The organism is Nocardia vaccinii NBRC 15922 (assembly GCF_001613305.1).
GTDB lineage: Bacteria > Actinomycetota > Actinomycetes > Mycobacteriales > Mycobacteriaceae > Nocardia > Nocardia vaccinii.
This window is the reverse complement of sequence record NZ_BDCC01000015.1, coordinates 39,335-51,067: the sequence shown is the minus strand read 5'-3', so window position 1 is coordinate 51,067 and position 11,733 is coordinate 39,335. Positions and strand designations below refer to the sequence as shown.

The window sequence follows — 11,733 nt, the reverse complement described above, 5'->3', positions numbered from 1 at the left end:
TCCAGCACGATCATTCTCGAACGGTGGTGAGTACCGATGGTGACTGTCGAACATCCGCGGAATGAGGCAATACCCCCAAGACCGGGTACGGCAATCTCGAGATGGGTGTCCGGCTATCTTCGGCGGCATCCGATCGCTTCGATGGACACGGCGGGGCAGCAGGCCATCATGGGAGTATCCGCCTTGGGATATATGTTCGTCGATATCGCTACCGGAAAGTTCGCTTTCCACGAGTTCGTTCGCCAGGCCGCATTCATGATCAAGACATCGACATTGCCGACGATAGCTGTGGCCCTGCCGATAAGCGCGACGCTGTCGATTCAATTCGGATTGGTCGCCGGTCAGGTCGGAGCCACGTCCCTCGCCGGCGCCGCGAGCGGCCTCGCGGTCATTCGCCAAGCGGCGCCGGTGGTTACGGCCATGCTGCTCGCTGCGGCGGTTGGTTCGGCAGTGTGCGCCGATCTGGGCTCCCGCACTATCCGTGAAGAGATAGACGCGATGGAGGTTATGGGTGTGTCGGTGCTGCGAAGAATGGTGGTACCGCGGGTCGCCGCGGGAATCGTCATAGCCATCGGTTTGACCGGATTGAGTGCATACGTCGGCTTTCTGGCTGGTTACTTGTTCAACGTATATGTACAAGGTGGGACGCCTGGCAGTTTTATCGCTACTTTCTCCTCGTTCGCTGCGGTTGGAGATATGTATTTAGCGATGGTAAAGGCGGTGGTTTTCGGTTTGATTGTGACGGTCGTGGCCTGCCAGAAGGGGTTGAGCACGAAAGGAGGTCCCAGTGGTGTCGCGAGCTCTGTGAATGCCACTGTGGTCGCCTCGATCGTACTTCTCATGATCGTCAACGTGGCGTTCACTCAGTTGTACACGATGATATTTCCGAAGCAGGCGCTCTGACGTGGCCTCGGCGTACTATCCACTCGGGTTCGGCCCTGTGGTGCGGGCTGTGACACGGGCAGTGGCGATACCTGGCAAAGCGGTCATGCGTTTCGGGCACATGGGCTTCTTCCTACTCCGTGCCTTGGCATCCGTGCCTATAGTCTCGAGGTCTTATAGGAAAGAATTCTTTCGTCTGGTCTCGATGGTGACCTGGGGGAACGGCTCGATCATAGTCGGCGGGGGAACTGCTGGCATCGTTGTGATCCTGGGCGCCTGTACGGGAGCGCTTGTCGGGATCGAAGGCTACAGCGCCTTGAAGTTGCTGGGGATCGGGCCGGCGACGGGGCTCGTATCCGCGACGGCATCGACTCGGGAGCTGGCCCCCATCATGGCCTCCATTGCGTTCGCCGCGCAGGCGGGGTGCAGGTTCACCGCCCAACTGGGCGCCATGCGGATCGCGGAAGAGATCGATGCCATGGAGGCGCTGGGTATCAGGTCGATCGCTTATCTGGTCACCACACGCCTGATGGCCTCCATAACAGCCGTTATCCCACTGTATGTAGTATGTCTCGCAGCTAACTATATTGCGGTGAAATTCGCTATCGGAATAGCCGGCAGCCAATCACCGGGAACATACGAACATTACTTTCGAATGGTGCTCAGCGTCAGTGATGTCGTCTATTCGTTGCTGAAGGCGATTATCTTTGTGATGATAACGACGACGATCCAGTGCTACTTCGGCTACTACTCCGCCGGCGGCCCGGAAGGTGTCGGTGTGGCGGCCGGGCGCGCTATGCGTGCCAGCATCACTGTCATGGTCTTCGTCAACCTGTTGATGACTCTGGCCATTTGGGGCTTCGATGCCGGCGCGCGCTTGAGCGGCTGACATGTCGGGCTGCTCGGATCCCGCTGAATCGGTGCCGTGAGGGCGAGGGCAGCCGCCCTCACGGCGATCAGTCCGATGCGGGAAGTGCTTTGGCGACACGCAGTTTCAGATTGCGGCCGTCGAACGTCAGCGGGCCTTGTCCGGCCTGGACACATAGCACCTCCAGGCCTGACTCTTCATCGTGCAGCCGCTTGCCGAGCTCGATTCTGGGAGCGCCGGGATTTTCGGCGCCATCGAATGACGTAGGGCCGTCGACCATCTCCTCGCCCGCGCACGCGAGGGTTCCCGCTGTATGGGGCGGGCGGACGACGATCACTTCGCACCCCGAATTCAGCGACCGCAGGCGTAATCCAGCTCGCAGGCTCATCATGTTCCTCGGCTTTCGTGCATTTGGGGATACCGGCACAGGTCCTGACGGAATATCGGCGAGGGGCCGCACTATCACGATATATGCTCGTCTACCATAGGTCAACAGATGTGTTGACTGCAGCTGTGGCGGCCATTGCGCGGGCTTTGGGTAATAATGTTCATATGGCCGCGAAGAAGACGAGCCCTGTGGTGCCGGGGCAGCATGTCACTGATGAGACGGACGTTACCGAGACTGGCAGCGCCATTGGGCGTAGGCGTCGCGAGGCCCGTACCACGGGTAACCCGGACTACGAGGCGCGGCGTCGCAAGGTTTTGGAAGCGGCCATCGAAGTATTTCAACGGAACGGCTACCGCGGCACCAGGCTGGCGCAAATCAGTAAGCTGCTCGGTGGCGACCGAGCCAGTCTTTATTACTACTTTTCAGGGAAACCGGACCTTTTTCATGCTCTTGTTTTCGATGCGGTCGAGGCGAACGTTCTGCGGGCAGAAGCCATTCGCGACTCGGCTATGCCGTCCCTGGAACGTCTTGAGACGCTTGTTCGCGAGTCGGTGCTGTCGTTCGAGCAGCATCCCGCGGTTTCCGTTTTTGCTATGGAGGACGACCGTACGCTCGAGGCCGAGCCCAGGTTCGTCGATTTACGTGAACTGAACAGGCGCTATGCGGATGCGCTGCATTCGATACTCGATCAGGCAATTGCCGAGAATGCTGTGGAAGTCCGGTCCACGCAAGCCGCCACCATCATCGTCATGGGTGCGTTGAACTGGGTCAATCGGTGGTTCCGGCCGCAGCGTGAATTGAACGGTGCAGAACTCGCCGACCTGGTGTCGACCTTTGTGGTTCGTGGGCTGACTGTGACGGCGGATGCGAAGTCTCCGACACAGAGGTGAGGTTGCCGCTCCTCGGAGCGGATGCGTAGTTTCAGTCGCTTCAGGCGACCGGAACAAAGACGGGAATCGCAAAGCCGTCGTCTCTGTTTCGGAAGGCAACCTGCACGTCGAGGTCGGCACGCAGCTCGCCGATCGGGCAATCCTCGATATTCGTCATGAGCCGCAGGCCTTCTGGCAGGTCGACGAGGGCGGGAATGTAGGGGAGCCGCTCCGAGAAGGGCTGGGGTGCTTGATGGACAACCGTCCACGCGTAAAGTCGTCCTCGGCCGGCCGCACGTTCCAGTGCGACATCGTCGCTCCAGCAATGTGGGCAAAAGCCTCGAACGTATAGGGAAGGACGCGCGCACGAGTTGCAGCGATGGAACATCAGCCGGTGCCCGCGCAGAGCTGACCACCACGGTTCGGTTTCGATATCGGGCGTGGGGGTCGCTGGAGAGTTGCTCGAGGTGGTCATCAATTTTTCCCTAGAATCGTGGTAGCGCTCTGGCTGAAGAACCCACCCATTGCATTTACGCAGGCGAGACTCGCATCGGCAACCTGTCGATCACCGCATTCGCCCCGCAATTGGCGGACCGCCTCGACCATCAGGAACATGCCGCGCATGCCCGGGTGACAGGCCGCTAGTCCGCCGCCGTCGGTGTTGGTGGGGAGTTTGCCGCCGGGCCGCAGCACACCCGACTCGATGAATGCGCCACCCTCGCCTTTCGCGCAGAAGCCGAGGTCCTCGACCGTTAATAGGACGGTGGAGGTGAACGAATCGTAGAGCTGGCAGACATCGATATCCGCAGGAGTGACCCCCGCCTTGCCGAATGCCTCCGGCCCAGATCTGGCGGCCGGCGACACGGTGAGATCCTGCCAAGCGCTCATGCTCACGTGCGATGCCGCACCGGCGGCGCCGAGGATCCAGACCGGTTCCTTGGCGCAGTGCCGAGCGACCTCTTCGCTGGCCAGCAGTATCGCACCGCCACCGTCGGTGCGTAGGCAGATATGTTTGGTCGTGAAAGGATCCGCGACCATGGGCGCGGCCGCCACATCGGCGATAGATAGAACTTCGCGGTCGAAAGCGTCTTCGTTCGATGCGGCCCACTGGTGTGCGGCAACAGCGATTTCCGCTAACTGGTCCGCTGTGGTGCCGAACTCGATCATGTGCCGGCGAGCGACCATCGCGTATTTGGCGATCAGCGTGACACCGTACGGCGCCTCGAACTGCATACTGCCGGCCGTACTCATGGCCGCGGTCGACCCTCGCCGTTGGCGTTTGACATCGGACCGTGCGGTCGAACCGTACGTGATGAGCGCTACTTCCATCTCGCCCGCGGCGATCGCTGTCGCAGCATGGTCGGCGATCACCTCCCACGACGAGCCGCCGACGTTGGTCGAATCGACCCATGATGGGCTGAGGCCGAGCGCCTCGGCCACGTCGATCGGCGGAAGTAGCGTGCCGTGTGCACCGAACCCCTGGATATCCGCCTTCTTCAAGCCTGCGTCGTCGAGCGCTCGGCGCGCCGCCTGGGCCATCAACGTGATCGCGGTCTTGTCGGGGGTTCGGCCGCAATCGGACAGCGTTGCGCCCACCACCGCGACTCTTCTTCTCGCCATGCTTCCACTAGTAACACATTAAGAAGCATAATTTTCGGAAAACGAGAATGTATGTTCTCAAGCTCTGCGGTGAGCGCCCTTGATCATCACTCGATCGCAAGCACCGGTCTTGACCAAGCCGGCGACCGGAAACGGTCCGCTGGTGTCTCCCACCGCAGTCCGGGCCTGCCGGGGCGGTCCACGGCCGTTGCCGGTGGCGAACACCCCCCCAGACGACCGTCGCCACCAGGGCGACCACGAACAGTCCGAGGGTGGTCCCGCTCGTCCACTCCCATTGGCCGCCCTTGCAGACCGCGAGCAGCAGGCAGACCAGGGCGATGCCGAGTCCGACAGCGCCGAGATAGTCGAAACGCCCTGCCACGGCGGTGCGTTCGGTGGCGGGAATGAACCTCCAGATCAGTACCGCGACACCGAGGCGCAGCACAGTGACTACCCAGAACAGCACACGACAGCTGGCGTTCGGCGCGACCGCGGCGGCCAAGGCAGACCGAGCGCCGGGCCGAAGCCCATGGCGACGTATTCGATGCCATTGGCTTCGGTCCGGGTCAGGTCTGCGGCGGTGGCCTGCTGGGCGTTAAGGAATCCCTCCAATGCGCGGGTCGGGGTGCCGTCGCTTGTGTAGGCGGCACTGGTTTTGGGGCCGCGTTGTGTTGACGCGAATTGGTGGGCCCGGGAGGGCAATCGGGGGCGACTACTGACTCCAGCGCGACCGACTCCAACCCGAACACCGATCCTTCGGACAAGCCACAACCCGGACCCACCGAACACCCGACCAATCTACGGTTCAATCCGTCTCGGCCCGTTTCGAATCCGACACCACGTCGCAGAATCACAAATCGCGAGGCCTGGGCACCGCCGTGTCCGACCACGGCGCGTTCGTCGTCGATTGGCGAAATACCCAGCAGTGCAAGATTATCGGCGAGACGATTCGCGTCTCGAGCGCGGATCGAACGGTCGCAGCAACGACTCGGCGTAGTCGTCCGGCATCGGTACACGCGTGAGGATTCGGTACAGCAGCGCGCCAGTGAGAGCATCTGCCACAGTTTCGGCATCGAGGTGCGCGCGAATCGTTCCGGCCACCTGACCGCGCCGCAACGCTGAAGCCAGTGCGGCGTGACTTGCTCGGGTGGCGTGCTCGTAGAGCGCGGCGGAGTCGGCAGCGTCACTCGCCGCGGCAGCCGAGAGCGCGCGCACGAGTGCCGCGTTCGTGGGAACGCGCAGCGCTTCGACCCAGGAGTGCAAAAGGCTGTGTGGATCGAGATCGTCGTACGCCGAGACATCGAACGGCGCGAGCGCTCCGTCGAGAACCGCCTCGGCGATGATCGAGGCCTTGCTCGACCACCACCGGTAGATCGTCTGCCTGCCGACTCCCGCTTTCTCGGCGATCGCATCGATGGTCAACACGTCATAGCCGGACGCCGTGACGAGTCCCGCGGTCGCTGTCAGGACCGCCTGTCGGGCACGCTCGCTGCGCGGTCGGCCAGGGCGGCGATCGTCGGTCATTTGCCCAATATATTCCAGGCCGCTACGCTCCCCGAGTAACGTGACATTCGCTCTTGAAATTGAGCTGGAGCATGGCGACGGAGCAGAATCGATGAATACCGACCGCATCTACCTCGCCGTCGTCCCCGTCATACGGCCCTTCGTCGCCGCGAACGCGCGACGTAGACGCGCTGGGTTCCGAACCTCCCTGCCGTCTCCCGACCAGGTCGTATTCCTGGGCGACAGCATCACCCAGCGCGGCCGATGGGATGAACTGTTCCCTGAGCTCGACACCCTCAATCGCGGCATCGACGGCGACACCACCGAAGATCTCCTCGACCGACTCGGCGAAGCTTTCGATCGGCCGGCCGCGATATCTCTGCTGATCGGGACCAATGACCTGCACACCACCCGGCGACTCAAGGACCCCGCCGGCATCGCCCGCCGGGTCGAGACCACTGCGGAAACAATCCGCGCCGCCGCACCCGGCGCGGCTCTGTTCGTCAACAGCATGACACCACGCAGTGCGTACTTCGCCTCCCGCATCCGCTCGTTGAACGAACGATATCGACAGATCGCGGACCGAACCGGAAGCACCTACGTCGACCTGTGGCCGACCTTCGCCGACGAGAACGGTGCGCTGCGCAAGGAATACACGTTCGACAACCTTCACCTGAGCCCCGCGGGCTATCGAGCGTGGAGCGAGGTCCTGCGACCGCTGCTCGCACCGTTCGGGCCCGACCGCGAGAACGGAAGTCCGCAATGACCCAGACCGCAGTCATCACCGGAGGTACGGGAGGCATGGGTCTTGCGCCCGCCGAGATTCTCGGCCGCGATCACCGGGTCGTATCGCCGACCTCGACCGATCCCGCATCGATCGGTGCGTAGCCGAGCTGACCGAACGCGGAATCGACGCATCCGGCACCATCTGCGACGTCACCGACCGCAACTCCGTCGAGCGTCTCCTCGACGGCGCCGAGACCGGGGCCGCCACGTCCGAGCAGTCGTACACACGGCCGGCATCAGTCCCCAGATGGGCTCGGCTCAACAGATCGCGCGCATCAACGGCACAGGCGCAGTCCACGTCGCACAGGCATTCCTCGCGCGCCGGGCAGGGCGACGCATTGGTCAACCCGGTGTGGACATCCTCGTCGATGGCGGCTGCCGAGCCGGAAAAGAATTCCAGCGCCGGAAATGAACTGGCACAAGTTCGCCACGCAAAGTTGAGTCGGTGATATCGAGCCGTTCATCGCACAAATGCGATTCGGTCCGAGTGGGTATTAAGAAGAGTTCCGATGCGGGGCCAGTTCTTCGACCGGTTTCGCCGCCGCGCCGTAGCCCTGGCGCACAGATCGAGGCGCTCGATGAGTTTCACGCCGCGGCGAAGGAATTCCGCAAGCATCCCGACTACGCCGTCATTACCAGTTTTCCGGGCCTGGCCGACCTCACTGGCTTCCGCATGCTCGCCGAGATCGGTGACGACCGAAAGCGATTCGCCAACGCCCGCGCGCTGAAGGCATACGCCGGATCCGCCCCGGTCACCAGAGCCTCCGGCAAGACCATCTCCATCAGCCATCGGCGGATCAAGAACGACCGCCTGGCGGCTGTCGGATGGGTCTGGGGCACCACCATGGTCGTTCTTTCCCGGGCCCGGCCAACAGCACTACCGGCGCCGTTGCGACCACGGTGATCACCACGCACCCGCGATCCGGCACCTGTTCAACAAGATGCTCGGTCAGCTCTACCACTGCCTGCAAATCCACCAGCCCTACGACCCGGCGAAAGAATTCGGCGACCCGGTCCTTGAACCTCAAAATTATGCTGCCGCTTGACAGTCAGAAGAATCGGAGGTCTGTTGAGTCGGTGAGTAACCCGACCGGCTGATTCACGAAAATTCGGACACGAATCCTGTTGAGCCACTGTATTGTGCCAGATCCTGAATACGACTCATTGTTGTATTTCCTTTGTCCTCTCGATTTCGCCGAGGTGGGTTGGTACGGGATACGGGGGCGTGCTCCTGCCGGTGATTCTGAATCGTCCCCACAGGTCGACTTCGCCGATCACCGCATCACACTCTCTGTACGGTGTCCGGATCCGGGCGTACACACGGCCCTCGGCGCCTACGGCTTCGGTCAGCGTGGCGTTCGGGCCGATGCGGCCGTACCAGCGGTAGACACCGTCGATCGGTTCATAGCGGCCGCTCAATCTAACGCGAACTGGGATTTCGCGATCTCGGATTACCACGACAGCCGACACGCAGTAGCCGTCGTTCGCGTGCGGATCTGTCCCAGCCGTCACTACAGAGTTCCCCTTGCGCACAAGTTTCCGCCCGCGTTTGTCGCGAGCACGGCTCTTCGAGGAGACGTGGCGATGCCAACGTGAGATGGCGGGGCCGATATGAGGGCACGGGTGGTTCATCCCTGCCACAAATGGGATCGGCGCCAGATCCTGGTGGTCAACGGTCCGCGGATCATGCTCTGCTCCTCGAAGAAGGCGACCAGCCGCCGCGCCATCCATTGCAGTGACTGTTGATGGTGTGGGTTGTTGACTGCGATCCGCCACGCCTGGAGCGGTTGGAGGCCGACGCTGCGGTATACGCGTGGGTCGACGAACAGACGGGAGTACGCCAAGGCCGCCGCCGCCAAGGTGACCCGGCTCGCCGCCAAGGTGCGGGGACCGGATTCGGAGACGGCTTGTTTGAACAGTTGGCGGGCGAAGCTGATGTGACGAGCTTCTTCGATGACGTGGATACGGTTTACGGTGCGAACATAGGGCTGCACTTGATCGGAAGCCATGCTTTCGCGCTGCATCTGATCGAGCAGTTCTTCCACCAGCAGCAAGCTGCCGTACACGGCAGGCCCCAGTGGCAACAACGTGGCGGCGGCCAGGCCGATCCGCAGCGCGAGCCGGGGGCGCCGGTAGACTTCGAGTCCTGCGTGACGGATGGCCTTGCCGAACATGATCGAATGCCGACATTCGTCGGCCACCTCGGTCAGCGCGTACTGCGCTGCCGGTGAGATCGGGTCACCTTCGGTGGCAACGCGCAGCAGTTGGTGCATGAGTGCGATCTCGGCGTAGATCCCGAGCGAGGAGATCCCGACCAGTTCGTGTTTGCCCAGTTCGTTGCGCTGCTCGGGCGTGAGTGCGTCCCACAGGGCCGTCCCGTACAGCGAATTGCGGTGCGGCAGTTGATAAACAGACCCCGGGTCGAGTGGTGCTGCCCAGTCGATGTCGACGTCGGGATCGTAGGAGTGCTCGGCCGAGGAGTTCAGCAGTCGCGTCGAGGTGGTGTCGATTCGGGGCGCTGGTTCCGGCGACGCGGCCGTAGGATGCGGGAAAATGGCGATCCTCCTGTCGAGATTATTTACCAACCGAGGGTAGGGTTAATCTGCGGGATTGTGACGGGTGATCGGCGTCGAAGTTCGAAGGGTGCGTAACCCTGACCGGGTGATGGATTGCCGTGCCGACATCGTGGTGTTGTGCTGCGGCGGTGTCGGCTGTAGGTGCCGCGATGCCCAGGGGGACGTAGGTGGTTGTGCGGGTATTCCGATCTGCTGGTGCAGGGTGCCGATACCGTCAATGGTGATGGCGATGTGTTCGCCGGGTTCTATCCATTCGTCGCGTTCGAGTCCGCAGGTATCGGCGACGGTGCCCATCCCGATGACCGTTCCCGCCGAAAGGTGCTGGCGCTCGGCGAGTTCGGCTATAACGGTGATTGGATCGTGGGAATAGTCGGCGGTGGTGCCGTGCCAGGCTCGTCCGCGGTCGGTCGTGACGTGTACCGGGTGGTCGAGTGGGTCGCCGAATTCGTCGGCGGTGACCAGCCAGGGCCCGAGCACGTTGCCGTTGTCCATGTCTTTGGATGCGGCCGGTCCACCGCCGATCATCTCACGCAGTTGCACATCGCGGGCGGAGACGTCGTTGAAGATGGTGTATCCGGCGATCCGTTCGGCGACCAGCGACGGCGGTGTTCCGAGTGGCACCTCACCTACTACGACGGCCAGTTCGGGCTCGATGTCGAGGTATGCGGTGTAGGCAGGCCATGGAATCACCGCCGAGTCGCCGACGACGCTGGTTGTGCGGGCTTTGTAGTAGAGCACTCGCCCGTGGGCCTGCCGGGCCAGCGCCCAGCTGACGGTCGGCCTGATCAGCGGGCCGGCGAGGACGGCGATCGGTCTCGGCATCGACCGTGACAGCAGAGTCACCGCGGCCTGTCGTAGGTGCCGTGGCGCCACGCTGCAGTCAAGCAGCATCGGTGGGTGCGGGATCGGGCTCAGCAGTGTTGCATCGCGCAACGGCGTACCGTCGCGGGTGTCGTGCCTGTGTTGTTCTTCGACCAATTCGCGGCTGAGTGGCAAGGTCTCGAGGTAGGACTGCATGCTGTTGACGACCATGCCGTCGGATGTTTCGATGCGAATTTCGGTGATGGTGTCGTCGCGGACCTCGCCGAGGGCCACGTGGCTTCCGTTGTGGAAGCTGGCCAGTTTCATCGGTTGGTGCCGATCGTGTCGGCGATGGACTGGATGCCGCGCATGGTGGCGAGCATCTGGAGTTGACTGACTTCCCGATGCTCGCGGGCGCGTTGGCGGTAGGTGGCCTGAACTCCCGCGAACAGCAGCTCCGGCCGTCCCCAGTTCGCCCAGGGGCTGCTGGTGAAGTTGCGGGAGTTGAGCATGTTCAAGGTGGCGACCTTCGGGGGGATCCCGGCGGCGGACATGGCGGTCGCGACCGAATCCATCCACTGGAAATACGACAGCAGCTCGCCGACCTGGTCGATACTGGCGAGCGGGCCGTGGCCGGGTACGATCGCAGCGGGTTCGAAGTCGATGATCATCTGTAATGCTGCGATCCAGTTGTCGGCCGGCCCATCCCACATGACCGGGGTCTGGCCGATGAACAGGATGTCGCCGGCGTACACGACCCTGCGTTCCCGGTCGAACACCATCAGGTCACCCGGGGTGTGTGCGGGACCGACTTCGACCAGATCGAGCGTGTGGTCGCCGACGGTCAGTGTCATCGCGCCGGTGAAGGTCCGGTTCGGATAGCGGATGCGTATACCCCAGAAGTCGAACGGTGCGAATTCGGTCCGGGCGACCTGCAGCGATCGGCGGAGAGGGTGGGGGAGCGGGAGCTTTGCTCCGATGTCGAGGGCGGTGGTGAACGCGGCGATCGCGAGCCGGTTCTCCCGGCCCATTGCGGCGCGGGAAGCGTCGGAGGTGATGATTGTGGCGTCCGGCGGCATCGCCGCGTTGCCCCACCAGTGGTCGCCGTTGCTGTGAGTGTTGATCACTGTGGTGATCGGCTTGCCGGCGATCCATGGCGCTGCGGCATCGAGCATCCGTCTTGCTTGGTTCTGGTCCCAGCAGGTGTCGATGACCAGCGTGGCATCGTCGCCAATGATCAACCCGACGTTGGATTCTCCTAGCCCGCCGTTGGGTTGCAGGTAGGCCAGGCATCCGTCGGCAACCTGGTGGATACCGCCCTCGTAGCGGGCCGTTTCTCCGTGCAGGCTCGATTGCGTATGTGCGGTCATCGGTTCCCATTTACGAAGAGGTGTATTTCCTACCGAGAGTAGGTCAATTGCGGGTGGAGAGTCAAGCGCGAAACACAGAGTTCAGCGGTGC

15 protein-coding genes are annotated in these 11,733 nt (G+C 62.7%); 6 read left to right on the top strand and 9 right to left on the bottom strand.

From position 1 onward, the window contains the following. Window positions 1-36: 36 nt before the first annotated feature. Together NV1_RS11715 and NV1_RS11710 are read left to right on the top strand one after the other, a co-directional pair. The gene (locus NV1_RS11715; RefSeq protein ID WP_067889428.1) at window positions 37-903 is read left to right on the top strand and encodes an MlaE family ABC transporter permease; all 867 of its coding nucleotides are present in this window, start codon (window positions 37-39) and stop codon (window positions 901-903) included. 1 nt (window position 904) lies between these two features. Continuing rightward, window positions 905-1,771: an ABC transporter permease gene (locus NV1_RS11710; RefSeq protein ID WP_067889425.1), complete on the top strand. Its 867-nt coding sequence runs from the start codon at window positions 905-907 to the stop codon at window positions 1,769-1,771. A gap of 67 nt (window positions 1,772-1,838) precedes the next feature. On the opposite strand, the gene NV1_RS45080 is transcribed toward NV1_RS11710, so the two are convergent. Next, the gene (locus NV1_RS45080; RefSeq protein WP_218026958.1) at window positions 1,839-2,030 is read right to left on the bottom strand and encodes a hypothetical protein; all 192 of its coding nucleotides are present in this window, start codon (window positions 2,028-2,030) and stop codon (window positions 1,839-1,841) included. A gap of 272 nt (window positions 2,031-2,302) precedes the next feature. Between NV1_RS45080 and NV1_RS11700 the strand changes: the two genes are divergently transcribed. Next, on the top strand, window positions 2,303-3,028 hold the full coding sequence (locus NV1_RS11700; protein ID WP_169813318.1) for a TetR/AcrR family transcriptional regulator: 726 nt from the start codon (window positions 2,303-2,305) through the stop codon (window positions 3,026-3,028). 40 nt (window positions 3,029-3,068) lie between these two features. Here NV1_RS11700 and NV1_RS11695 read toward each other — a convergent pair whose 3' ends face one another. The 4 genes from NV1_RS11695 to NV1_RS11680 all read right to left on the bottom strand — a co-directional run bounded on the left by NV1_RS11695 (window position 3,069) and on the right by NV1_RS11680 (window position 6,130). After that, a complete protein-coding gene (locus NV1_RS11695; protein WP_067889419.1) occupies window positions 3,069-3,482 on the bottom strand; it encodes a Zn-ribbon domain-containing OB-fold protein in 414 nt (137 codons plus the stop codon). Further along, window positions 3,482-4,627, bottom strand: a complete 1,146-nt coding sequence (locus NV1_RS11690) for an acetyl-CoA acetyltransferase (protein ID WP_067889416.1) — start codon at window positions 4,625-4,627, stop codon at window positions 3,482-3,484. The genes NV1_RS11695 and NV1_RS11690 overlap by 1 nt, the downstream gene beginning before the upstream one ends. 429 nt (window positions 4,628-5,056) lie before the next feature. Further along, window positions 5,057-5,395 (bottom strand): glycine--tRNA ligase subunit beta, encoded by a 339-nt coding sequence (locus tag NV1_RS46765; protein WP_373864603.1) that lies wholly within the window; start codon window positions 5,393-5,395, stop codon window positions 5,057-5,059. A 144-nt stretch (window positions 5,396-5,539) separates the two neighbouring features. Then, a complete protein-coding gene (locus tag NV1_RS11680; protein WP_067889409.1) occupies window positions 5,540-6,130 on the bottom strand; it encodes a TetR/AcrR family transcriptional regulator in 591 nt (196 codons plus the stop codon). A gap of 91 nt (window positions 6,131-6,221) precedes the next feature. On the opposite strand from NV1_RS11680, the gene NV1_RS11675 reads away from it, so the two are divergent. From NV1_RS11675 to NV1_RS11670, 3 genes are all read left to right on the top strand, one after another. Further along, on the top strand, window positions 6,222-6,875 hold the full coding sequence (locus tag NV1_RS11675) for a GDSL-type esterase/lipase family protein (protein ID WP_067889406.1): 654 nt from the start codon (window positions 6,222-6,224) through the stop codon (window positions 6,873-6,875). Continuing rightward, on the top strand, window positions 6,872-6,997 hold the full coding sequence (locus NV1_RS46340) for a hypothetical protein (RefSeq protein WP_281181820.1): 126 nt from the start codon (window positions 6,872-6,874) through the stop codon (window positions 6,995-6,997). The genes NV1_RS11675 and NV1_RS46340 overlap by 4 nt, the downstream gene beginning before the upstream one ends. A 385-nt stretch (window positions 6,998-7,382) precedes the next feature. Continuing rightward, window positions 7,383-7,799 carry a transposase gene (locus tag NV1_RS11670; RefSeq protein ID WP_067889403.1) on the top strand — a complete coding sequence of 139 codons (417 nt, stop codon included), beginning with the start codon at window positions 7,383-7,385 and terminating at the stop codon, window positions 7,797-7,799. Window positions 7,800-8,056: 257 nt separating this feature from the next. Here NV1_RS11670 and NV1_RS11665 read toward each other — a convergent pair whose 3' ends face one another. Genes NV1_RS11665 through NV1_RS11650 form a run of 4 tightly spaced genes read right to left on the bottom strand, consistent with a single transcriptional unit; the run spans window position 8,057 to window position 11,642 of the window. After that, a complete protein-coding gene (locus NV1_RS11665) occupies window positions 8,057-8,527 on the bottom strand; it encodes a DUF4873 domain-containing protein (protein WP_084525298.1) in 471 nt (156 codons plus the stop codon). After that, on the bottom strand, window positions 8,524-9,480 hold the full coding sequence (locus NV1_RS11660) for an AurF N-oxygenase family protein (RefSeq protein ID WP_218026957.1): 957 nt from the start codon (window positions 9,478-9,480) through the stop codon (window positions 8,524-8,526). Before NV1_RS11660 ends, NV1_RS11665 begins: the two co-directional genes overlap by 4 nt. Before the next feature lie 12 nt (window positions 9,481-9,492). Further along, window positions 9,493-10,599 carry a fumarylacetoacetate hydrolase family protein gene (locus NV1_RS11655; RefSeq protein WP_067889400.1) on the bottom strand — a complete coding sequence of 369 codons (1,107 nt, stop codon included), beginning with the start codon at window positions 10,597-10,599 and terminating at the stop codon, window positions 9,493-9,495. Beyond that, window positions 10,596-11,642, bottom strand: a complete 1,047-nt coding sequence (locus tag NV1_RS11650; RefSeq protein WP_067889397.1) for an MBL fold metallo-hydrolase — start codon at window positions 11,640-11,642, stop codon at window positions 10,596-10,598. The genes NV1_RS11655 and NV1_RS11650 overlap by 4 nt, the downstream gene beginning before the upstream one ends. Between the last annotated feature and the right edge of the window lie 91 nt (window positions 11,643-11,733).